Raw genomic sequence first — 20,142 nt, forward strand, 5'->3', positions numbered from 1 at the left:
TCCGGACCTCTCTCGTCGCGAAGAGACGGTCCTCAGAGATGCCACCCGTGAACTTCTCCAAGGTGATAATTACCTCGACCGAGCGAGACTGAAGAGAACGCCAGGCGGGGTCCGTCAGGCGTCCCGTATAGATCGCCATCAGCTACCGCCCTGTGCGCGCTTTCCCGGCGTGCGCTCGTGCGAGTAAACACTAGTCAGGAGCGACACCACACCTGCGAGAGTAGATGCCGACACGACCCCTGCCCAGTCCACGTCGATGATGCCGATCGCACCGGTACCGATGACCGCAACAGCGGTCTGGGCGAACGTCTTGATCGCGCGCTCGCCGGCGTAAATCCAAAAGTCCTTAGTCAGGTAATCCATTACTCCCCCTTCGTGAACCGGCCCTGCGCGTCGCGCGGCTGGGTTCGTTCTTCCAAAACTGCGAGGCGTGTGTGATCTTTTCCGAGTTTTTCGCTCAGCGTCTTCACCTCGGCTTTGAGCTCGGCAACGTCACTCACGATGCCGCCCGTGACAGCCTCCCCACGGTCCACCACATCACGCAGTGATCCGCCATGGTTCGGAAGCACTTCATGCTTCACGGCTGCCAGGGTGGCCGTAGTGGTTGCTGCGTGTGCTCTGGTGTCTGCCATGAACTGCGGGAGCTCAGACAGAGCGCTCACGAAAACCCCAAAAGCCTTCACTGACGGCCATACCTTTCGTAAACCGGTGAGGGCCGCCGCTACTGCGACGGCCCACAATGCGATCTCACCGAGGGTGAGCGCCTGCAACCATTCGGGTACCCAATCCGGCATTAGCTACGGGCGGCAGCCAGGTAGTCGCGGCCCCGGTTTTCGGCCTCACGCACCGCGGTATCGAACTGGTCGCGAGTGAGAGGCTTCGGGTGTTCTCCGAAAAGCTCGATGTTCAGCCCGATCGAGAAATCCCGTCCAGCGGTGTCTCCGTACACTCGTGCGCCGAGCTCGGTGATGAGTGCGACGCGGCCGTTCTTACCTTCTTCGCGAATGATCTTCGCCATGGTTTCCCCCTGAAAGTTCGGTTTTGGGGCGGCAGGCTTTGCCGATTCCGGCGTGACCGGCTGCTCCCCGATTACTGTGTGCCCGAGGAAAGCCCCCGGGCCGATGGCCCAACCCTCAAATACGAGGTGACGCCAGGCCTCGCGGAACTCCGCTGGCGTGACTGCGCCCGTGCCGCCGCGCTTGGGAAGATCGATTGTGGCGATCTTCCGGTCGGCGGTCACGATCGCGACGTGTCCGGCATCGCCCCAAATGCGCTTACCGTCGCGCAGCCAGGTTCCCCAGACGCCAGACCAGTACAGGACCGCGCCCGGCGGTGCATCTTCCAGCCGGCCCCGGGTCAGTGCGCCTTCTTCCTGAGCGCCCTTACGCGCGTCGGTAGCCCACGGGTACGCGTCATGCTTCTGATCCGATCGCGGCGACCCGAAAGCCTGCCACGTGACTTGCAGACACCAGCCAGGCGTTACCTTGCCCGTATCGCGCAGCCTTCGCGCGGCCGCGAGACCATCAAGGGTCTTCGGTTCAAATCTTGCGTTCATGTCTCTCCTAAGTCATTCGCCGGACATAACCGTTTGAGGTCACTCCGATAGCGGTCGCGGCGTTAGCCCCCGTGCCCGCGGCCGGTAGACTCGGCATTCGCACCCCAGACGCGTCAAGCTCGACTCGGTGGGAACCGAAGGTGATCAGAACCGCGGTCGACGTGAGTGAGATAAAGCCGTTGTTGTTGAAAAGCACCAGCGTGGTTCCGTCCGAGATCAGCTTCGAGGTGTTCGAGAAAACCACCGCACCAGCATTCGTCCCGGGATCCAGCGCGAGTCGGGTGCCGACGTTGATTTTCCCGCCCAAGACCACGTCAAGGTCGGCTTCCACCGTGGTCTTCGCTCGTAGCCGGGTCTCGGCGGTCACGTCGAGTTTCTTCTCGATTGACACGTCGTCACGAAAACGCGCGGCCGCGGTCACGTCCAGTGTTTTCGTCACCGAAACGTCGCCGGCGAACTTCATCGGGCCGGACCAATCGAAGGTCCCATCGCCTCGGAAAAGTCCCGAGACGTACTGCGAACCGCGAACGATGAGACCTTCGTCGGAAAGGATCTCGAGCGCCCCATCAGAAACCGAGCTGTACCCGATCGGCGCGGCTGCGTTCAGCCGGCGCACCTGGTGCGGCATGGTCGACCCGCCATGTTTTAGATTGTCAATTCGGGCCAATGTCTTGCACCTCCACCGATGCGATATTGGTCATGTCACACGAGTAGCTGATGACATACCGTAGATGGGTCGAGGGCCCGAAGATCGGGTCGCTCGAGAAAGTCAGCGCCGCGGCCAACCCCAGTGAGATATCCCCGATCGCCGGCAAGCCTCGGTCGCCCGACCCTTCCACCTTGAAAGACCACTGCTGAGTGATCTGACCGAAAGCGGCCGCATCAGAGCGGGCCTGCGCATTCAGCTGCGCAAGGTTGCTGATTTCCTTGTACGGGTGCGCCCCGTCCAAGAAAACCGTGCCTCCGGGCATGATCGGTGCGCCGGCCTTACCGACCGGCATCTTCTTCTCCGACCCCTTACCGATCGTGTGCACGCCAGAAAAGGACTTCTGACCATTCCACGCGGCATCGAAATCGGTGACCGCCGACCGGGACGCATCCACATGCCAATCAACGCGGCCTCGAGACAGCCGCGGCGAGCCCACCCGTACGACCCATTCCAGGGTGCCGGCGGTGGACCATCGCGGGTCGAAGTCCAGATCGGGGCCGCCCTCAGCATTTTGAAGCTCGGACAGCATCTGCTCGATGGTCCAAAATTCGTAATTCCAAAAGGTGCGGGACACCCCGCCTGTCGCGTCCGCGGGTAGCACGAGCGGTAGGTTCCAGCGTTCTGGGTCGCCGCCCTGCGCTTGGCGGCGGAGGATCTCACGCACCGCCGCCGGCCACGTCTTACGATCGACCTTCAAAGTGCCGTCGGGATACTCCGGCACCGACCCGGTACCGATCACGGCAAAAGGAAGCCGGCGGGCGAAGACCGTGCGCACGCACTCGGTCTTGATCGTGATTTCACCCTTGGTCTTCGAATATCGGGAGTCGATCACGTATCCCGCATACTGCGGAACGCCGTCCCACTCAGCCACGAAGATCATCGCCCAGACCGCGGTGAGGCGAAGCCAGTCGTGCCCGTCTCTCACGTTGAAAGTCGCGCCTCCCGTGGAAACCGCATTCAGGATCCTGGTGAAACTCGCGGCCTTCGGCTCGACCCGTGCGATCGGACGCATCGACGAATGCTCAACGATTTTGTACGTCCACACGATCACACCTCCGTGTCCACGACAGTGGTCACCAAAGACCCGCCAGCGCTGATTTGATGCGACACTCGAGCGCCACCAGGGATGCTCCACAGGTCAGCGCGTCCGGTGCCGCCGTACACGATGGCCCCATTGATTCGCAGGATTCCCGTCGACATGTCGATGGTGTGCACCTGACTCGAAGTCAGAGCAGCCGTCACCACGAACCTCCGGCCGCCCGGGCCAGTGATGGTGTACCCGCCAGGGGTAGACCCGCGAACCGTGAACTGAGGCCATGCAGGCGCATTCCCCCGATGGAAAGCCGGTGTTACCCCATCGAAAGACCGGGTCTCGCCGTACTTCCTCGGATCCGGGCACTCGATCTGGATCAGGAAATCCCCGGATGACTCGTCCTGGCTGTTCTGTGAGGCGCGAGCAGATACCAGCCGGCAGTCGGCCCACAAGGTTTTGCCCTCGTATTCGACGATGATCCGTCCAAGCTCGCCGTCGTTCAGCACGGACATGAGCTCGGTGCGCAGCTGCTCGAAATCCTCCGGGTCCCGAGCGAGGATCGCGCCAGAGATCGACACGACCCGCGCCTCCATGAACCCCGGAGCATCGAATGATCCATGACCCAGCGGACGGGTGGAACGCTCAGACCGGAACGCCCCTCCGTCCCACCAGCCCTTGAACCCGTCATTGGGGGCGATCACGAGTCCGCGATCGTCCCCAAACACCAGACCGCCAAACCGAAAGGTGACGGCCGGGAGCTGGCCGGGAAGCCCGATTGAAACGCTATTCACCGCGCCCCCTCCACTCGTTCTCGGCCGCGAACGCCTTCGCGAAACCGGTCGCGCTCATGCCCTCTGGCGCGTACACAGTGATCTGGTCGCCTTCGCGTCGCGGGGCCTCCTGTCGGCCGCCCAGCGAGTCGTAAAAGCGATCGTTCAGAGGCAGCACGACCTCGTCGTGTCGGCCTTCGCCGATGTTCGCCAGAATGCCGCCGGGCTGCGCGGGCACGATCGCGCCGGCTGCCAGCTTTGGAATCTTCGGAATCTCGAGGCTGATTGCGCCGCCCGTGATCCCGGACAGCAGCCCGGAGACGTTGTTGATGCCGCCGATCATGCCGTTGATGATCTCGATTACGTTGTTCAATACGCCCTTCGCGATCCCGACGATTCCGTCCCAGATGCTGGTGAAGATTTGGACAATCCCGTCCCAGGCTTTCTCCCAGTCGCCCGTGAAGACGCCGGTGAGGAAATCGATCAGACCTTGCCAATAGCCTTGGAGCATTTCGATGATCGGCATGAGTAGATTGCTGATCGTCCCGACGAGCGCCTCGATCAGCGGAATCAGAATCGCGAAGGCGACCTGCAGCCCACCCGAGATGATGTTCGCCAAGACCGACAGGAGCACTGTCAGTGGCGGCAAGATGACCCCGATCAGCTCAAGCAGCGGAGAAAGGAGCGACATGATCGGCGGCAACAGCTCGAGGAAAACGTCGACTAGCGGCAGAATCACCGGAAGAAGCGTAGTTATGAGTCCGATCAGAGGGACCAGGACCGCGTCGAGCAGCGGCAGCAGCCCCTCGATCAGTCGAACGACGGCTGGCAGGAGTTCCTGGATCGCAGGCATCAGCGCTTCCAGGATTGCTCCGGCCGCCGGCAGCAGGGCCTGGATCAGATTCCAGACCACCGCCGCCACCTGCAAGATCACCGGGATTAGCAGCGGTAGCACGTCAGCCGCGAACTGAGCGAACATCGAGATCAGCGGCAGGATCAGCGGCGCGAGCTCCAAAAGAGCCTGCGCGAGAACCGCACCGGCCATCTGCGCGAGCTGAGACAGCACCTCGACCAGTTGTGAGATGACTGGCTGCAGCTTCGCCCCAGCATCCTCGAATGCGAGCCTGAAAAGCCCGCCGATCTCGCCGAGAGCATCGCGCAGCGGCTGCGATACGGCAATGAGCCCGCCAATCGCGCCGACGATGACCCCGATAGGGCTCGCCAGCGCGGCCAGCGGACCGGCCAGCGCGCCAACAACCGGGATTTGCGCGATCAGCCCGGCAAGGCCACCGGCTGCAAGGGCAGCAAAGGCTCCGACGAGAGGGCCAAGAACCCCGCTCATCCCAGAGAAGTTCGTCTTGGTTTTCCCGCCGGATTCCGCGAAGGCGTTAAGCTTCCCGGCCAGCGCCTCGACCTTTGGGGTCAGTAGCTTTCCGAGTGATTCGCCCAGCTGGGCGGCCTTGGCTTCGATCGGCCCCATCGCGGCTGTGATTGCCTGCAGCAGCGGTGCGATGAGGGGGAAGGCCCCACCCATTACGCCGGCTCCGATGCGCCCCAGGGCCGACCCGAAGTTATCCATCGATCCTTCGAGCGTGGTACCCATTTCCTTGGCGACGGTGCCTGCGGCGGCTGTCATCGCTTCTTCGAAGTCGGCGAACCCGATCTTGCTGGCCGTGGCCATCTTGAAGACCTGCTCCGTGGTAGTACCGAATTTGTTCGCGAGCTCCTGATAGATCGGCAAGCCTCGATCTGCGACCTGCGAGAGCACGTCGTTCTGGGCCTTACCCAGCGATGCGACCTTGCCGTAGATGGAACCCATCTCGTCCAAGCCCACGCCCGCAGCCGACGCCGAGTTGGCGACCGATTTCAGAACACCCTCGAGCTGCTTGCCAGGCTTGATCTGCGCGGCCACGAGCTGCGCCGCGGTGGTCGCCGCGTCGCCAAGCCCGAAAGCGGTGCCTTTCACCGAGGCGAGGGCATTTTTCATGATCTCCTTGACGGAGTCACCCTCGTTACCGAGGCCCTTGAGTTTCGCGGTCGCGTTCTCGATTGCTCCGAGACGCCCGAGGCCCTTAGCGATCGCGGTTCCGGCCAACCCCGCGGCCACGGCACCGATAGCGGTTGCGCCGGTCTTCACGACGCCACCCATCGCGCCGGTCAGCTTTGCCCCGAGCGACTTACCCACCTTCTCGGTGGACTTCTGCACTTCCGGCCCGCCAACCGCCTGCTCGATGTCCTTCTGGACCCCGGGCATCTTGGTTGTCAGCGCGACGTAGGCATTCGCAATTTCAATTCCCGCCATGCTTCCCCCCGGAATGCGGAAACCCCGCCTGGCATTCAGGCGGGGTTCCTTGGTTAGTTTTTACGGTTGGCTTGCCGGCGCTTGTGCGCGGCCGCCTGACGGTCGGCCTGCTCGCGCTCTGCCCGCTTCTCATGCGCGTACGGCGGCGCGGGGATCTCCTCGGGCTTCGGGCCCTTGCGCCCGCCCTCGCTCCACGCGATCATGGTCAGCGTGTGCGACACCAACCGTCCCGCTTGGCTCGCCTCAGAAAGCGCCATCGGACCGCCCACGGACCGCCAGAACGCCGACCCCGGCGGGAGCCACACAAGCAGGTCTGCAAGCTCGCCCACGCTCACGCCGCGGCCCGCCAGGCACTCCGACAGGCTCACCCCGTATTCAGCCCTCAGCGAGGCGGCTACAGCGCCGCGATGGTGTTGCAGCGCCTCGCTGAGGATTAGGAGTTTGGGGAGAGAGCGTCAAGCAGATCTCGGATGAACTGCGTACCGCTCTCGAGGCCCACGCGTCCGTTCTCGCCTCGAAGGCCGTTCATGACCTTTGAAAAGTCGTCACCCACGAGGCGGCGCAGCACGCCGGGGATTCGCTGTGCGTCATTGTTCTCGATGCGCGCCAGATCATCCAACAGCTCGAAGTCGTCCAGCGCGTCCTTCGCGACGGTAACCTCGATGCCCTGCACGGTGACCTTGTAGTGACCGTCCACGACCTCGAGCTTCTTCTTGCGATCCTGCGGCTTCTTGATATCAGCCATTCCCTACTCCTTCGGCTCTGAAAACTGTGTCGGCTCTGAAAAATGAGGCAGGTGGGGCGGAGCCGAAAACACCCCACCCGCCAGTCGTTACGAACCGGCCGGAGTTTCCAGGTCGGTCGAAAACACGGTGTACTCGCCGATGATCTCGCCGAGCATCCCGAACCCGGAGATGTCCGCGTTGGAGTACACCCGGTCACCGTCTGGAACGATTTCCAGACGGGGGATGATGGTGCGTTCCTTCACGGTCTCGTCGTCGGTATCGAACTTGTCGATCACGCACACGCGCGGGCTGACCTTCTGGCCGGGCCCGCGCACCTCCTTGCGCACGCCGGAAGTCGAGGCGGCGGAGACCACGTCATACCGAAGTTCACGGGTCTGGGCCTTGTCCTCGAGCGCGACGAACTTCACCTGAGTTCCAGGCGACTCGATGCGCGAGCGCACGACACCGTTCTTCTGGTGCCCTCGAATCTCGCTCTTGGACCCGGTCAGGGTCTCCGTGATGCCGTCCGAGTGCAGCCAACCCACGTCCTCAAACACCGCCCCAACGGGCGCGCTGATGGTGGTGGGCACGGTCGTGCCGATGGGCGCGAGATACACAGCATCCGCGCCGCCAAAAATACGAGCCAGGTCAGCGTTCACCGTCATGGCTCACCCCCTTTTCTGCCCGGTTTTGGGCATAGAAAAAGCCCCACCCGAGGGTGAGGCATGAATGGTTAGATGATGCGTTTCCCTCGCACCCGAAGCGAGACCTGCCCGGAGTATCGGGCGCGGCCTGTATCGGGGTCAGGGTCGAAGTACGGGCCAGTGACCTCAGTCAGGCCACGCACGAGAGGCATGGCCGAATAGTCGTTGAGAAAGACGCTGCGCAGCTTCTGCGCAGCCGCGGACGCATCCGCCTTGGACTTTCCCCATGCGGTCCAGGAGATCGACACGGTTTCGACAGCACGGTTGTCAGCCGCGCCCCCTACCCGCATGATCTGAATGAACCGTGGCGGGATGACCTTCGGCACGAACGCCGCTGCATCACCCTCGACACGGGTCTTGAGGAAATCGGTAACCATCACCTCGGAATCAGGAAACTCAACGCGCCCCATGAACGGCCCTCGTCAGCTTCTTGTCCTTGGCCTCTGCAACGGCTCCCTCGATGTTCGCCGGCCGCACGTAGGCTCGCGCGGTGTACCGGTGTGGCACCACGTTCACCTCGAAATCAGGACCGGCGTTCTGCTGGATGCGCTTGGCCGCGCGAACCACGGCCGAAGTAGCCTCGCGCGAGGTCATCAACTGGTTGATGCCTCTGAGGTTGAGCTTCACTTTCGCGTTAGCCATCAACCCTCCTCACACTGATAACGGCACCCTTCGGCCCCTGGTTGGGGTGAGGCCAGTTCCTGGTCTCTCCCTCGACCTCATAGACCTTCCCCCGGGCGGTTATCCGGTCTCGATGACCGGGCTCTTTACCCATCGGAAAGTAGATCGTTGGCTCCACGATTACCCGGTCATGGCCAGGCATCCGAGGTTCCGACGACGAGCCTTCATCGAGCGCGTAAATCCCCAACCTCTGCGGGGGAAGATACTCGCCAATGGGTTCGCCGTGCGGATCCGTGCCGGCCTGCTTGAACTGCTCCCAGAGCACGTACTCCGAAACGCGGCGGCTCACGCAGGCCCCACATAGAACGGTGAGGACTTCGGGATCAGATCAATCGAGAACGCCCCGCCGCGCACGCCCTGCAGGCTTGCAAGCTCGCTTGCAGTGGGTTCCAAACTCCCGGGGACATCCCCGCCATATGTTTCCGACTCCGTAAAAGGGCCGGTGGTGGTGTTGCGTTGACGGGTGCCGGTGGGATTTCGGAAAACCCGGGTGACCATCGACACCACAACGTCTTTCGCTGTTTCCAGCAAGTCGGTGAGTGGTGGCGTGAGCTCGGCTTCCCGATCGATGCGTTCTTGCAGGTCCGGCACCCGGAACCGGATAGCGCGCTCGGCACGGCTGATCCAGATTTGAATCAGCGCGTCGTCGTCCGGTGCACCCTCACCGATCCAGGAGCCTGTTACGTCGTCAGGCTGTGCCCAAGACATGTTTCCCCTTCCGCTGAGGCGGGGCCGGGAGACCGGCCCCGCCTGCGTTTAGTCGCTCTTGCGCGGGCGTCCCGGCTTGCGCTTGGCCGGCTCCGGCTGGCCGGGCTCTTCGGGAGCGGGATCGCCCTCGACTGCAGGGTCGGCCTCGGCGGAGCCGCCTTCCTCCGAGGGGCCGTCGTCCGGCTCCGGCTGGCCGGGCTCCTTCCAGCCCTTGGCGAGCAGCCGCTTGAGGAAGTCGCCCTCGGCCTCGACCTCAGTGCCCGCCGGGGACACGAGCGCGACCATTAGGCACCCGCCGCGTCGTTGTACTTCACGAAGGATGCCACGTCGGCGACATCCCAGCCGTACTCGGCCTCGGCGCGGATCGCGACCAGGTTGTTTTCGAACAGCGAGACCAGCTGGCCGTCGATGGTCACGGCGGCCTGGGTGGAAACGTCGTAGGTGATACCACCGACGACTCCCCACACGGCCTTGGTCCAGTCGCCACCGAACCCGACAACCGGGTCCAGGCCGACGCCATCGCCGAGGAACGCCTGGCGGCCCAGTACCCGGCCACCGCGAGCGATCGCGGAGGTCTCGGTCAGGGGCGAGTCGATGAACAGCGGACGGCCGTTAGCATCCACGGCGTCGTTGAACAGCGGCTCGGCCACCGAGTCAAAGGCGAAGCCGGTCAGCTTCTTCTTGTCCGCAACGAGCAGCGACAGACCGGCGTTCAGGTCTGCGTGCAGGCCGCCCTTGGTTGCGGCCGCGGTGCCGAGAGTGACCGCCTTGGTGGTTGCCGCGAGGTAGTTCCCTGCCCCGAACGGGCTGTCGGTGCCGTGGAGCGCGGCCGCGTCGAATGCGATCGCGAACGCCTCGGCAAGGTCGGCGTACAGGTCGGTGATGTAACCGCCCGGGTTGGCTCGCACGGTCTCGGCGGAGACCACGGTGATCGCGGCGAGCTTGTGCGGCTTGATGGTGCGCAGTGCCTTACCGCCGCTGGTGGTGGGCTTCTTAGCGCCCTCAGCCACCCAGCCCGCCTTGGGCTTGGAGGTGGTGTAGGGGATCGCGACGCCGTTCGCTCCGACAGGGATCTGTCGGGCGAGCTGCTGCGCGACCGAGCCGCGACGAACCTCGGCGAAGATATCGCCGGCCTGGTCGGGCTGAATGAACCCGGCGAAATCGCCGGTGGTGGTGGGCTTGGTCTGAGCCATGGTTGTTACTCCTTTTCCGGCATCAATTGATGCCCAGTGCCTGTTTGATAGCTGCCTCGATGCCATCGCCATTCAGCGCCAAGGCCGGGGCCTTGCCCTCGTCGGCGACGATCATCTTGGGTTCGGGAACTTCACCGCGGAAAGCGATCAGCGCATCCGCGGAGGCTTCGAGCTCCTCCCGAGTGGTACCGGCAAGCAGCGCCGCGGGAACATGAATTCCCTTCGACGGGTCCGACTTCTCGGCGGCCACGGTGGCGCGCAGATCCTTGGACTCGAGTTCGAGCACCCGGGCCTGAGCGGCCGCGAGTGCTTCCTGCTGCTTCTGCTCGGCGCTCTTCTGAGCTTCCTCGAGCGCACCCAGACGCTGTGCAGCATCTTCGTTAGCTTCGGCTCGAGCCTTGTTCTCCTTGGCGAACTTCTCCCACTTTCGGGCTTCTGCCTTCCAGTCGGTTTCCGTTTCCGCCGTGACTTCTGCCCCCTGCGGAGCTACCTCTTCGGCCATGCGGCCCTCCCTTGATAAATGCCCATGCGGGCACCCCACGGTGTGGGGAAACTGGTTACTTGACGTCGTGGTCTTTGCGCCACTGCGCCAACGTCGCTTTGACATCCACCGCGCCATCGCGGCGGACCTCACGCGAATCCTGATATGCCTGGTCGAATTGTTCGGCCTCGGCTGCGGCGATGCTGGCGAGCTCGGTGCCGACGAATACCGGCATGACAATGCAGCGGCAGTCATCGTGATACTTGTGATCGAGTTCGGCAGATCCACGGGCTTTGATCCCGCCACCGACCCCGCCGGCGAGGCGGCGGCCGGATGCGTCAATCCCGGTGCGGGTTGATCCTCGGCCGACGACGCCCCCGGCCGATCCTTCGGTCCGGTACACCGCGCCGCGGGAGGCCAGCATCCCGCAGAAAGCGCAGCACCCGGGGCGCGCCATCCGCTGGAATCCCACACGCACCGGGTCCCGCCGCGTGTTGCCCTCGATGACGCCGCGCGCCGAATCGAAGATCATCCGCTGGACGGCACCGCCCAGCCGGGAGAGAACACCATCGGTGTCCCCGTCTATGAGCGGGGCGACTGCCCACCGCGCCACCGCGTTCGATTGCGAACGCTGGACGCCCACCGTCTGCCCCTGCACATGGAATGTGCCACGCGCAGACACCGCCTGCCGCAGATCCTCGTACCAGGTCGCGGCAAGGTCCCCTGAGCTGGTCAGGTAAGGACCGGCGAGGTCCGGGATCACCTCGGTGAGAAGATCCCGAACCTCGGCGACCGGAAGATCACGGACCTGGTACAGGAACCCGCGAAGGTCGCGTCGGGCGCGGTTCGACAGATGCCAGAGGTCTTGCCGATGCTGCTCCAGCTTCACCCAGTCTGGAACCGCCATACGGATGACCTCCTAGTCGTCGCTCTGCTTGATCGTGATCGGCGAGCCGGGGATAAACTTCAACCCCGGGAGCCCTACACGGTTTGCGGCTTCGTCGGCCTCGACCCCCGCACGGCGAAGGACGCCGAGCGCGTCCGCCTTAGCCTTGAGGATGTTGGCCTGGTTCAGCTCGTCTTCACCTGCAGATGCCCCGGCCTCGGTGGGAGCGTTCGGCCCTGCGGTGCGCAGGGCCTCGGTGAGCTGCGCGGAAGCGAGACGGCGCTGCTCAGCCTCGAGGAGCGTGATCTGCTCCGAGGTGAGGCCCGCATACTGCCGACCGACCCGTGACGCAGCAAACGCAGGATCCACCGAGGACAGCTTCACGTAAGCATCCGCTCGCGCGGTCGGTGACACGATCGCTGGGTCTGTGAATTGGGCCGAAAGGCGCATCATCTCCGACGGCACCTCGGTGAGCCCATCACGCAGCATCACACTGAACTGCATGGCCTGGACCGCGCCGAAGCCCCACATTTTGTTTCCGTCTCGAGTTTTCGTGATTAGCGATTCCTTCGCCGCGAAAATGGCGTCAGCCGACGACGGGTTGGACGAATCAGCGAACTGCACTTCCAGGTCCTGGTCATCGGCAAAGAGGCTCTGCCACATCCGCAGCTGCTCGGTGTGAGGCTGCGGCGAGGCACCGGTAAAGCGGTGCAGCTGCGGCGACTTCGGATCCGCCGGGTCTACATCGAGGGCCTTGATCCGGCCCATGATCGCGTTCCAACGGTCGCCGCCGGCGAACTGAGACACGTCTGCGCCGAACAGCCAGTATTCCGGCGCGGAATAGAACTCGCTCGAAACTTCGGCGCGAACGATCGACCGCAGGGCGGCGTCGCTGAAATACATCGACGCGCCCGTGATCCGAGAGGTGCCCAGAGGCCGGCCCAGGTTGAAGCCGTGCACGAGCGGCGCAACCGATGTGCGCCCGATCTTATTCGGACGCCCCTCGACCTTGTACCCGCGCTGCTGCCTCGTGAACGTCAGCACCTTTTCAGGGGTCCACATGATGCCCCGAGTGATCTGCCCCTGGTCGTTGGTGTCGATCACGGACAGGAAGCCGGCGAGGGCCCGGCGTCGCGGATCCCAAATCGCGGCGGAGGTTTCAGCGGTCCGGGCAAGCATCATAATCTCAGGCTCGCCAGACTGGGTGTCGCCCTCGCTCACGGTGAGGAACGAGGTGCCGTGGATCGCACTCGAAACCTTCGCCGCCCCGAACTCGACTGCGAACCGGTTCTCGAACTGGATTTGATCGAGCCCGAACGCGTCCTCGCCGCCGCTGGGTGAAACGAACCCGTCGAACTCGGACCGGTCAGTGACGGCACGGACGCCCTTGGCCGTCCACCCGAGCAGCGCCCCTATGTTCCGCATCTGCGGCGGCAGCGAGATTCCGAAATCCCTGAGCGCCGCTTCCCCGTCGAACCGGACCGTGCGCTCGAGGTTCCGCGCCTTACGCGAGTTCCAAACCTGGACCAACCGGCCGAGGAGGTTCGCGTCCGCATGATCCAGTGCAACGTTCAACGACCCGATCAAAGGATCACCGCCTTTCGTGCGGCCGCCCCGGGAGGCTTCCGCTTCGTCGTCTTCGCGCCCCACAGGGCAAGCGAGATAGCTTCCATGGGCGTTTCATCCCCGTTTTCCACCGTCGCGGTCCAGCCGCCACGTTTGTCTTTGTTCGTGATCGCTACCGACGCATCAAGGGCCGCTTGGCCTTCATGGTTGCGATGCGAGATGTCCCCCTGCTTTGCGAGCTCGTCAAGCATCGAGCAGGACTGCAGATATTGGGGGGTAGTCACGATATGCACTCGGAACGGCGGCACCTTGCGATCCTGCAGGAGCTGCTTGAGGACCGCCGCGCCGGCCTGGCCGCCGATAGTGATGGCCTTTGACCGCTTCCACCGCGGCATCCCGTTCACGTCCTCACAGAACCAGTCCGCGAGCGCCGTGAGCCCCTGTTCGGAATCATCGTTGGTTACATCGATCAGCTCGAGATGTGTCGGCCCGTCATGCTCGAACGCGCCAGCAAGCGCCACCCGGTCGCCATCCGCGGAAAACGCCACCCCATAGGACGGAACCCCATCCGTGGGGTACCCATCAACAGCGAGCTTTTTCCAGCGCGCGGCGGAGATATGCCGAGAACCGCCACCGACCCGGTCCCAAATACCCAGCGCTTCCCGGTTGAACGAATCATCATCGGTCAAGTTCGCGCGCATACGCTTCATCGACGCCACCGGCGTCCGCGTCGGAAACGACGGGTTCGCCTTGGCCCACTGCTTATGATCGTCCGGGTTCGCGCCCTCGTCTGCAGAGAACTCGATGTACACCGAATCCTCCGAGCGCCCAACAACCTGGCCGTCAGGTTTCTCCGCGATCGCTTTCGCGCGCCGGTTCGTAAACTCGACACCAGGGTCATTAGGCCGCGGCGGCGTCCCCATGAAAAACAGCAGCGCGCCAGCCTCATGCTTGGACGCGTTCGCCGCGGGCACCATATCCTCGAGCGCCTTCTCCGTGAGGATCTGAGCCTCGTCGAACACTTCGATATCAACCGAGTCGAAACCGCGACCAAACCCCTGCTCGCGGGCACCGAACATGATGACCGAGCCGTTGACGAACTGGATCTCCTGCTCGCCGTTGGTGGACCGGATCGCCTTGATATGCGGCCATATCTTCTTCTTGCGAACCATGCCCTTCATCGTCGTGAAGGTCATGGTCGAAGTCCGTGTGCGGTGCGCAGTCCAAAGAACCGTCATGTTGGGGAAAAGCACACAGAGGGCAATCACGATCATGCCGACAAAGAACGTCTTACCGACCTGCCGAGGAATCGACAACGTAATGCCGCCGACCGTCGCCGCATAGACACCGTCTGCCGTCTTGCCGAGAGCGATCGACCCGGCACCCTTTTGCCAAGGATCAAACTCCACATCGAACTCAGCGCACTTCGCCTCCACTCGAGGCCACACCGTCGAAACGATGCCTTCGGGGAAAACCACATGCCGGGCAATATCAGACAGCTTCGGCGCTGAACTTCCCGTCTGCGACTTCCTCACCATTGCCAGCCTCCGCCTCGCGAGCATCAATGGCCTCGATCTCGCGAACCGTCTCCATCAACCGCTTTGTCAGCGCCGCCAAATCACGCGCCGGCGTCTTCTCGTCCTCAACCGCCTGAGCGATCCGATCCCTCGTCGCTTCCAAGAGCTCACGAGTGGTCCCCTCACGCGCCGCAACGGACACTGAGCGTGCGACCATGCCAGCACCTCCTTGGTGGAAAAAACTTCGGGGAGAGATATCTCGCTATGCCGCGGGTGCGAGCGTGGTGTGGGGGGAGGGGTGTGCCCCCTGGTGTGCCCTGTTTGGGGCTGTGTGCTTACCAGATTGGTGATGCGGTGACTTCTGGTGGTGTTTTTCGTTTGCGGGGCTTGTCGCGGTTGCCTCGGGATTGGTTGCAGCGGCGGCAGATGGTGCGTCCGTTTGCTGGGTCATTGGTGCCGCCTTTCGTGATGGGGATGATGTGGTCGGGTTCGGCGCTGTTGGGGAGTCGGGTTGTGATGTAGTCGAGGGGGGTTCCGCATTCGGGGCAGTTGGTGATTCCGGCTTTGCGGTCTCGTGATAGGACCTTGCTTCGGAAGCGGAGGTGTGGGGTGAGGCCCGTCCGGGATGCTGCCATGGCCCCTCCCGGGTTTGTTGCCCCCCTGGGGGTTTGTTGAGGGGGTGGGGTTTATTCTGGGCTCGCCCTATCCGAGGATTGCGCGCCAGATAGCGACGATGCCCCACACGATCAGTGAGCCAGCTGCTGCCGCGATGAGGCCCGCGAGGACATATGCGACGCCGCGTCCGATCGAGTTCAAGCGTGCGTCACGCCGCACTGCGTCGTTTGCGGCTGCCTCTCCAATCTTGTTGATCTGGTCGACAAGGGCAGGGTTGATGTTCTCGTTCTCGGCCATGGGGTTACTCCTTGGGGTAGTGGATGGTTGCGGTACCCGTGGTGTCGCCAAGGGTTACCGTCTTGCGGGGTAGAGGCTCGGGCAGGGTTGCCTCGAGGGCGTCGGCCATCTGGGTAAGGAACAGCTCGATGTCCTGGATGGGCCCGACCGTCAGCCGATAGCGGTCCAGGGTGCCGAAGAACGCGCGGTAGCATCTCTTCGCCTGGTCCGCGAGTGCCCTGGAAGCTGCACGGGCGTTCAAGATGAGTTCAATAGGATGTGGGGTGTCACTCATCGCGGATCCCCTTCTCTAAGGCCAACTGTGCTCAATGCAGCATGCCGAGAGTGTTCACGGCTAGCTGGTCGTTGGGGACAGTGATGTCCTGCACCATGTCGCCCCCTTGGTCCAGACCGATCATCGGTATCGCATACTGGGTGAGGCGCACACCGAGGTGGGTGAACGCGGCTGCCTCGATAGCCGCCTGGAACGCCGCGCAATCCCGCTCGCTAGGCAAGGTTCTCGTACTTGGCAAGCGCGGCCTGGTAGTCGGCTTCCCGCTCGGTGTCGGAGATGCCCAGGTCGTCCGCGAGCTCGGCGATGCGTTCAATGGCGCGGTGGTGCTCGGTGATGTTATTGGCCGCGTATCTGATCTGGCCCTTGTAGTGGTCAGTCAGGGTTTCGCGGCTCTGGGCGCTGAGTTCAGCCATGATGTGGTGTCCTTTACGTGTGGGGTGATACAAAAGGTGCCGGGTTTCGCGTTTTCACGCGGGTACGGCTTTCGCATGCATGGTCTAGCCCCGTGTTTTTCGAGACTTTGTACCATGCCAAGAGATACCCGCGGCCCTCTCCGTATGGGACAGAGAATGAGCCGTGGGCGTGGTGCCTCGCCCGGGATTCGAACCCGGACGCCCTCGCGGGCAAGGTGTTTTGAGCACCTCGTGTCTGCCAATTCCAACCAGCAAGGCGATTGTGGGGCCGGGACGCCCCCAGCGATCCCGGCCCCGCCCTTACGTGGGCTATCCGGGCGTTTCCTACCAGCGCGCGCCACGCACTCCTGAAGGTTCCCCAACATCGGTAGTCAATTACGGCCATCTCTCTCGGCTGATGCTGATCGCCCGCTCTCCGCCTCTACCCTTGCGAGCTGACGGGAGTCGGGGCGCGGTTTCCATTCGAGAGATGACCGTAAGTCTGAGTGTGCGGCCGCCTCGTGGGGCGGCCGCGAGCTCGATGCTTGGAAACATCCACGGGGTGAGCTACCCCAGCGCGGTCGGTGCTCTCGGCGCGCGCCACCGCCTCAAAACGGGGGAAGGTAGGACCCCGGCACCTAGTCCGTAAACACGAAAGGCCGCTCCGGTGAGGGAGCGGCCTTTCGTGTGACTATTCAGGTTCTGGTACCTGGGATAGTTCTTCGACATGTCGATCATACATCATCAGAGTTACCCTTGTCACCTTTGTTTTTCAGGCGGCCCTTCCCCCGCCTGCGAGACATGACTGCGTAGAGCTCTTCCACGTCAGGCATGTATACCTGACCGCCGATGCACTCTAGCCGGTCATCGCGGATCCATCCGTAGATCGTTTTGCGGGTTCGGCCGATTATGGCCGCGGCGTCCTTGACGGTGGCCCATGCCTGGACCTGCCCCCGTTCGGTCATTAGTCTCCCTTCACGTTGACGATCTGCCGCAGGGTGTGCCGAATCGTGACCAGGTCCTTCGAGTCCTCCATAACCACGTCGATGTCCTTGTACGCCGCGGGGATCTCATCGATAAACGCGTCGGTGTCGCGGTACTCGATCCCGGCCATTGCCTCGCGCAGCTGGTCGCGTGTGAAGGTCTTGCGGGCGGCGCTGCGTGAGTACTCGCGGCCAGCGCCGTGCGGCGACGAGTTCAACGACAGTTTGTTCCCTCGGCCTTCGACCACGTACGAGCGAGTGCCCATCGACCCGGGCACCAAGCCGAGCGTTCCTTCCGAGGCGTCGATCGCGCCCTTTCGGGACAGCCACACCGTGCGCCCGAAGTGCTGTTCGCGGGCGGTGTAGTTGTGGTGGCAGTTGATGCGCTCATGTTCGACCACCGCGGCACCAACCCAAACGGTGAACTGTTCGATGACGCGGTCCATCATTTCCTCGCGGTTTGCGAGGGCGAAGTCCTGCGCCCACTGCAGCTCAGTGATGTACTGCTCAAACTCCGGCGTGCCCTCCACCAGGTACGCGAGGTCGGGGTGGGGCAAGGTGATGAAGTTTCGGCGCGCGTAGTCCTGGGCCACCTTGATGTGGTGCTGGGCGATCTTGTTGCCTACGCCTCGTGATCCCGAGTGTAGGAACAGCCAGACCCGGTCCTCCTCGTCCAGGGACACCTCGATGAAGTGGTTCCCCGATCCGAGCGTCCCGAGCTGCAGCCGCCAGTTGGCCGCATACTTCGCCGGGTCGAACTCAGGGTTGGTGCGCCACCCCGCCAGCAGCAGCCCGTTGTTGCGATCGCGCGCGGTCGCGGTCTCGACCTCGTTGTACTTGCCGGCAGAGAGCGGGATCGCATCCTCAATCGCCCACCGCAGCAAGCCACGGTCGAGGCCGGCAAGATCCTTCTCCGTGAACTGGGTCCGTACTGCGATCATGCCGCAGCCGATGTCCACCCCCACCGCGGCAGGGATGATCGCACCCTCGGTCGGGATAACGCTCCCCACGGTGGCGCCCTTCCCGAGGTGAGCATCGGGCATCAGGGCGATGTGCGGGAAGATGAACGGCATACTCGATGCCGTCTCGGCCTGCGCGCGGGTGCCGGGCTCGAGGATTGAGGCCCAGTTCATGAGCCGCTTGCTGATCTGTTCCATGGTCATTTCTCCTTCGATGTGGTGGTGCCGTGAAAGTAGGAACGCCACCGCACGAGCTCGTCGTACGGTGGCGTCCAGCCGCAGGTTTCCCAACGGCATCGGTATTTGGTTTCTTGGTGGAAGTCGCCGGGCGGGGCAACCTCGATGGAGCGGCGCTGACAGCCCGGACAGGGCTGCCGGTGCCGGTGCGGCCTGTCTCTGGTCGGGTAGACGGAGGCGGCCTTCCCGATGGTCCAGGTGTCGCCGGGCGGGGCGAACAGAGCATCCATGAAGTCGAGGACTTCGATGCTCGCGGCGATGGTCTCGCCGTGAGCGATGAGGTAGCCGGCGGCGCGTTTGGTCATGCGGTATGCGTGGCCGAGGCTCGTGTATGACGGGAGGCCCGCGGCCAGGCCCCAGTAGTCCTGGGTGTCGCCGAAATGGCGTGCCCAGTGCACGAGGCTGGACACGATGGTGTCGGCGGCGTCTATCGGGCCGAGATCCATCGGGGCCTGCGCGAATCCCGGCCCGCCGCCGGACACGATCTCTCGGTCGTACACGGCGGCTTTCAGCGGGGTGTTGAGGGACCGCAGGTGTTCCACCACCCCGGGGGCTTCCGTGAGCGCCCGGTTCACCTTTGAGGCGCACCGGTCACAGATCAGGAACCCGTGGAGCGCGTCCCGGTCACAGCCCCGCGCACACAGTCTCTCGCTCATCGGGCCCAGAACTTCCACCAGGGCCGCCGCACAGCAACATCGCGCAGTAGATGGGTTTCATCAATCAAGACCACGGACACGCCCGCGCCGCGGATGGTCTGCTCGGGATGCCCAGCCCATCGGTTGATTGAATCGCTAATCTGGTGGCGATCACGTTCAAGCGCGCTTGCCAGAAAGACCTGCTGCCAATGATCAAGGGCGAATGAGGCATCGATTTTTGCGAGGGCTTCGATCATGCGTAAGAGCCCCGGGAACAGGTTCGTTCTCGGGGCTCGATATGCGCGGTACCGGCCGCGCTGTTTCATCTTCGGGAAATGCTCCCGAGTACGTGGCCTAGTCGCCATTCTTCACCCCTTGTGGTGTCGCAGTGAACCGGATTTCGATGTTCTTGTCGTGGAGCAGGTGTATCTCTTGCAGGCGGATTTGCCTGGATGCTGTGATCTGGGCGAAGATGCCGACCAGATCGTCGGTTGCGCCGGCGGCCGCCAGGATCAGCGCCCATTCCAGGCCTTGCTTCGGCTTCACGCCCAGGGCGCGGAACTTCTGCAACGCTTGGGCCTCAATGTGTGTATTTCGCAATCCGTCTTCGAATCCTCGCCGGTACTCGCTTGCCGAATACCCGCGGGCGTTCTCCCTCGCCTCGGTCGCGAACTTCTCGAACGCCGCCGAGACAGCATCCACGTACGCGGCCAGCAGCCTAAACAAACGCCTCATGCCTTGCCTCCGTCCTTGTTGGCGGCGCGGATCACGTCACGAGTGGACTCCACACGAACCTCATCCGCCACACGCTGCACACGCTCCCCGTCCTGCACGGGAGACACAGGGGACCATTCGACAGAGGCCACGCGCGGACGCCTCACGACGATGTGCTCGTCTTTGACTCGGGCGGCATATGCCTC

General features: G+C 63.4%; 29 protein-coding genes and 1 tRNA gene. All 30 read right to left on the reverse strand.

Annotated elements, in window-relative coordinates; all coding sequences use genetic code 11:
- Window positions 1–138 precede the first annotated feature (138 nt).
- Window positions 139–363 (reverse strand): holin, encoded by a 225-nt coding sequence (locus D9V32_RS13430; RefSeq protein WP_121649424.1) that lies wholly within the window; start codon window positions 361–363, stop codon window positions 139–141.
- Window positions 363–794: a hypothetical protein gene (locus tag D9V32_RS13435; RefSeq protein WP_121649425.1), complete on the reverse strand. Its 432-nt coding sequence runs from the start codon at window positions 792–794 to the stop codon at window positions 363–365. The genes D9V32_RS13430 and D9V32_RS13435 overlap by 1 nt, the downstream gene beginning before the upstream one ends.
- Window positions 794–1,555, reverse strand: coding sequence for a hypothetical protein (locus D9V32_RS13440; protein WP_121649426.1), 762 nt, complete (start codon window positions 1,553–1,555; stop codon window positions 794–796). Before D9V32_RS13440 ends, D9V32_RS13435 begins: the two co-directional genes overlap by 1 nt.
- Window positions 1,556–1,562: 7 nt before the next feature.
- On the reverse strand, window positions 1,563–2,222 hold the full coding sequence (locus D9V32_RS13445) for a hypothetical protein (RefSeq protein WP_147440488.1): 660 nt from the start codon (window positions 2,220–2,222) through the stop codon (window positions 1,563–1,565).
- Complete coding sequence (locus D9V32_RS13450; RefSeq protein WP_183086322.1) at window positions 2,209–3,309, reverse strand: hypothetical protein; 1,101 nt, start codon at window positions 3,307–3,309, stop codon at window positions 2,209–2,211. Before D9V32_RS13450 ends, D9V32_RS13445 begins: the two co-directional genes overlap by 14 nt.
- Window positions 3,310–3,311: 2 nt before the next feature.
- A complete protein-coding gene (locus D9V32_RS13455; protein WP_121649429.1) occupies window positions 3,312–4,088 on the reverse strand; it encodes a phage tail domain-containing protein in 777 nt (258 codons plus the stop codon).
- Window positions 4,081–6,369, reverse strand: coding sequence for a tape measure protein (locus D9V32_RS13460; RefSeq protein ID WP_121649430.1), 2,289 nt, complete (start codon window positions 6,367–6,369; stop codon window positions 4,081–4,083). Before D9V32_RS13460 ends, D9V32_RS13455 begins: the two co-directional genes overlap by 8 nt.
- Before the next feature lie 53 nt (window positions 6,370–6,422).
- The gene (locus tag D9V32_RS16105) at window positions 6,423–6,626 is read right to left on the reverse strand and encodes a hypothetical protein (RefSeq protein ID WP_147440490.1); all 204 of its coding nucleotides are present in this window, start codon (window positions 6,624–6,626) and stop codon (window positions 6,423–6,425) included.
- Between the two features lie 176 nt (window positions 6,627–6,802).
- Window positions 6,803–7,114 (reverse strand): hypothetical protein, encoded by a 312-nt coding sequence (locus tag D9V32_RS13470; RefSeq protein ID WP_121649432.1) that lies wholly within the window; start codon window positions 7,112–7,114, stop codon window positions 6,803–6,805.
- Between the two features lie 87 nt (window positions 7,115–7,201).
- Window positions 7,202–7,759: a phage tail tube protein gene (locus D9V32_RS13475; protein WP_121649433.1), complete on the reverse strand. Its 558-nt coding sequence runs from the start codon at window positions 7,757–7,759 to the stop codon at window positions 7,202–7,204.
- Window positions 7,760–7,827: 68 nt separating this feature from the next.
- Window positions 7,828–8,208, reverse strand: a complete 381-nt coding sequence (locus tag D9V32_RS13480; RefSeq protein ID WP_121649434.1) for a hypothetical protein — start codon at window positions 8,206–8,208, stop codon at window positions 7,828–7,830.
- Complete coding sequence (locus D9V32_RS13485; RefSeq protein ID WP_121649435.1) at window positions 8,195–8,440, reverse strand: hypothetical protein; 246 nt, start codon at window positions 8,438–8,440, stop codon at window positions 8,195–8,197. Before D9V32_RS13485 ends, D9V32_RS13480 begins: the two co-directional genes overlap by 14 nt.
- Window positions 8,441–8,764: 324 nt before the next feature.
- Window positions 8,765–9,187 carry a hypothetical protein gene (locus tag D9V32_RS13495; RefSeq protein WP_121649437.1) on the reverse strand — a complete coding sequence of 141 codons (423 nt, stop codon included), beginning with the start codon at window positions 9,185–9,187 and terminating at the stop codon, window positions 8,765–8,767.
- 48 nt (window positions 9,188–9,235) lie between these two features.
- On the reverse strand, window positions 9,236–9,472 hold the full coding sequence (locus D9V32_RS13500; RefSeq protein WP_121649438.1) for a hypothetical protein: 237 nt from the start codon (window positions 9,470–9,472) through the stop codon (window positions 9,236–9,238).
- Entirely contained in the window at window positions 9,472–10,380 is a 909-nt protein-coding gene (locus D9V32_RS13505; protein WP_121649439.1) for a phage major capsid protein, read from the reverse strand. Before D9V32_RS13505 ends, D9V32_RS13500 begins: the two co-directional genes overlap by 1 nt.
- 22 nt (window positions 10,381–10,402) lie before the next feature.
- Window positions 10,403–10,882, reverse strand: coding sequence for a hypothetical protein (locus D9V32_RS13510; RefSeq protein ID WP_121649440.1), 480 nt, complete (start codon window positions 10,880–10,882; stop codon window positions 10,403–10,405).
- A 55-nt stretch (window positions 10,883–10,937) separates the two neighbouring features.
- Window positions 10,938–11,768, reverse strand: a complete 831-nt coding sequence (locus D9V32_RS13515; RefSeq protein ID WP_121649441.1) for a VG15 protein — start codon at window positions 11,766–11,768, stop codon at window positions 10,938–10,940.
- Window positions 11,769–11,780: 12 nt separating this feature from the next.
- A complete protein-coding gene (locus tag D9V32_RS13520) occupies window positions 11,781–13,322 on the reverse strand; it encodes a phage portal protein (RefSeq protein WP_147440491.1) in 1,542 nt (513 codons plus the stop codon).
- A gap of 8 nt (window positions 13,323–13,330) precedes the next feature.
- Complete coding sequence (locus tag D9V32_RS13525; protein ID WP_183086323.1) at window positions 13,331–14,851, reverse strand: terminase; 1,521 nt, start codon at window positions 14,849–14,851, stop codon at window positions 13,331–13,333.
- Complete coding sequence (locus D9V32_RS13530; protein WP_121649444.1) at window positions 14,805–15,047, reverse strand: hypothetical protein; 243 nt, start codon at window positions 15,045–15,047, stop codon at window positions 14,805–14,807. The genes D9V32_RS13525 and D9V32_RS13530 overlap by 47 nt, the downstream gene beginning before the upstream one ends.
- Before the next feature lie 118 nt (window positions 15,048–15,165).
- On the reverse strand, window positions 15,166–15,465 hold the full coding sequence (locus tag D9V32_RS16685; protein WP_121649445.1) for an HNH endonuclease: 300 nt from the start codon (window positions 15,463–15,465) through the stop codon (window positions 15,166–15,168).
- Window positions 15,466–15,532: 67 nt separating this feature from the next.
- Complete coding sequence (locus D9V32_RS13540; RefSeq protein WP_121649446.1) at window positions 15,533–15,742, reverse strand: hypothetical protein; 210 nt, start codon at window positions 15,740–15,742, stop codon at window positions 15,533–15,535.
- A gap of 4 nt (window positions 15,743–15,746) precedes the next feature.
- Window positions 15,747–16,016 (reverse strand): hypothetical protein, encoded by a 270-nt coding sequence (locus D9V32_RS13545; RefSeq protein ID WP_121649447.1) that lies wholly within the window; start codon window positions 16,014–16,016, stop codon window positions 15,747–15,749.
- Window positions 16,017–16,228: 212 nt separating this feature from the next.
- Window positions 16,229–16,429, reverse strand: coding sequence for a hypothetical protein (locus tag D9V32_RS13555; protein ID WP_121649449.1), 201 nt, complete (start codon window positions 16,427–16,429; stop codon window positions 16,229–16,231).
- Window positions 16,430–16,599: 170 nt separating this feature from the next.
- A tRNA-Leu gene (locus D9V32_RS16280) sits at window positions 16,600–16,687 on the reverse strand.
- A 685-nt stretch (window positions 16,688–17,372) separates the two neighbouring features.
- On the reverse strand, window positions 17,373–18,548 hold the full coding sequence (locus D9V32_RS13565; RefSeq protein WP_121649451.1) for an RtcB family protein: 1,176 nt from the start codon (window positions 18,546–18,548) through the stop codon (window positions 17,373–17,375).
- A gap of 2 nt (window positions 18,549–18,550) precedes the next feature.
- On the reverse strand, window positions 18,551–19,243 hold the full coding sequence (locus D9V32_RS13570; RefSeq protein ID WP_121649452.1) for a hypothetical protein: 693 nt from the start codon (window positions 19,241–19,243) through the stop codon (window positions 18,551–18,553).
- A complete protein-coding gene (locus tag D9V32_RS13575; RefSeq protein ID WP_121649453.1) occupies window positions 19,240–19,479 on the reverse strand; it encodes a hypothetical protein in 240 nt (79 codons plus the stop codon). The genes D9V32_RS13570 and D9V32_RS13575 overlap by 4 nt, the downstream gene beginning before the upstream one ends.
- Window positions 19,480–19,576: 97 nt before the next feature.
- Window positions 19,577–19,957: a hypothetical protein gene (locus tag D9V32_RS13580; protein ID WP_121649454.1), complete on the reverse strand. Its 381-nt coding sequence runs from the start codon at window positions 19,955–19,957 to the stop codon at window positions 19,577–19,579.
- Window positions 19,954–20,142 (reverse strand): hypothetical protein (locus D9V32_RS16405; protein ID WP_220700714.1); only part of this gene is annotated, 189 nt, incomplete at its 5' end. The genes D9V32_RS13580 and D9V32_RS16405, both read right to left, overlap by 4 nt.

This window comes from Mycetocola tolaasinivorans, assembly GCF_003667565.1.
GTDB lineage: Bacteria > Actinomycetota > Actinomycetes > Actinomycetales > Microbacteriaceae > Mycetocola > Mycetocola tolaasinivorans.

Coding starts and splice junctions, on each gene's coding strand:
- D9V32_RS13430 (WP_121649424.1), bottom strand. CDS start 363: ATGGATTACCTGACTAAGGACTTTTGGATTTACGCCGGCGAGCGCGCG.
- D9V32_RS13435 (WP_121649425.1), bottom strand. CDS start 794: ATGCCGGATTGGGTACCCGAATGGTTGCAGGCGCTCACCCTCGGTGAG.
- D9V32_RS13440 (WP_121649426.1), bottom strand. CDS start 1,555: ATGAACGCAAGATTTGAACCGAAGACCCTTGATGGTCTCGCGGCCGCG.
- D9V32_RS13460 (WP_121649430.1), bottom strand. CDS start 6,369: ATGGCGGGAATTGAAATTGCGAATGCCTACGTCGCGCTGACAACCAAG.
- D9V32_RS16105 (WP_147440490.1), bottom strand. CDS start 6,626: ATGGCGCTTTCTGAGGCGAGCCAAGCGGGACGGTTGGTGTCGCACACG.
- D9V32_RS13470 (WP_121649432.1), bottom strand. CDS start 7,114: ATGGCTGATATCAAGAAGCCGCAGGATCGCAAGAAGAAGCTCGAGGTC.
- D9V32_RS13475 (WP_121649433.1), bottom strand. CDS start 7,759: ATGACGGTGAACGCTGACCTGGCTCGTATTTTTGGCGGCGCGGATGCT.
- D9V32_RS13480 (WP_121649434.1), bottom strand. CDS start 8,208: ATGGGGCGCGTTGAGTTTCCTGATTCCGAGGTGATGGTTACCGATTTC.
- D9V32_RS13485 (WP_121649435.1), bottom strand. CDS start 8,440: ATGGCTAACGCGAAAGTGAAGCTCAACCTCAGAGGCATCAACCAGTTG.
- D9V32_RS13495 (WP_121649437.1), bottom strand. CDS start 9,187: ATGTCTTGGGCACAGCCTGACGACGTAACAGGCTCCTGGATCGGTGAG.
- D9V32_RS13500 (WP_121649438.1), bottom strand. CDS start 9,472: ATGGTCGCGCTCGTGTCCCCGGCGGGCACTGAGGTCGAGGCCGAGGGC.
- D9V32_RS13505 (WP_121649439.1), bottom strand. CDS start 10,380: ATGGCTCAGACCAAGCCCACCACCACCGGCGATTTCGCCGGGTTCATT.
- D9V32_RS13510 (WP_121649440.1), bottom strand. CDS start 10,882: ATGGCCGAAGAGGTAGCTCCGCAGGGGGCAGAAGTCACGGCGGAAACG.
- D9V32_RS13515 (WP_121649441.1), bottom strand. CDS start 11,768: ATGGCGGTTCCAGACTGGGTGAAGCTGGAGCAGCATCGGCAAGACCTC.
- D9V32_RS13525 (WP_183086323.1), bottom strand. CDS start 14,851: ATGGTGAGGAAGTCGCAGACGGGAAGTTCAGCGCCGAAGCTGTCTGAT.
- D9V32_RS13530 (WP_121649444.1), bottom strand. CDS start 15,047: ATGGTCGCACGCTCAGTGTCCGTTGCGGCGCGTGAGGGGACCACTCGT.
- D9V32_RS16685 (WP_121649445.1), bottom strand. CDS start 15,465: ATGGCAGCATCCCGGACGGGCCTCACCCCACACCTCCGCTTCCGAAGC.
- D9V32_RS13540 (WP_121649446.1), bottom strand. CDS start 15,742: ATGGCCGAGAACGAGAACATCAACCCTGCCCTTGTCGACCAGATCAAC.
- D9V32_RS13545 (WP_121649447.1), bottom strand. CDS start 16,016: ATGAGTGACACCCCACATCCTATTGAACTCATCTTGAACGCCCGTGCA.
- D9V32_RS13555 (WP_121649449.1), bottom strand. CDS start 16,429: ATGGCTGAACTCAGCGCCCAGAGCCGCGAAACCCTGACTGACCACTAC.
- D9V32_RS13565 (WP_121649451.1), bottom strand. CDS start 18,548: ATGGAACAGATCAGCAAGCGGCTCATGAACTGGGCCTCAATCCTCGAG.
- D9V32_RS13570 (WP_121649452.1), bottom strand. CDS start 19,243: ATGAGCGAGAGACTGTGTGCGCGGGGCTGTGACCGGGACGCGCTCCAC.
- D9V32_RS13575 (WP_121649453.1), bottom strand. CDS start 19,479: ATGATCGAAGCCCTCGCAAAAATCGATGCCTCATTCGCCCTTGATCAT.
- D9V32_RS13580 (WP_121649454.1), bottom strand. CDS start 19,957: ATGAGGCGTTTGTTTAGGCTGCTGGCCGCGTACGTGGATGCTGTCTCG.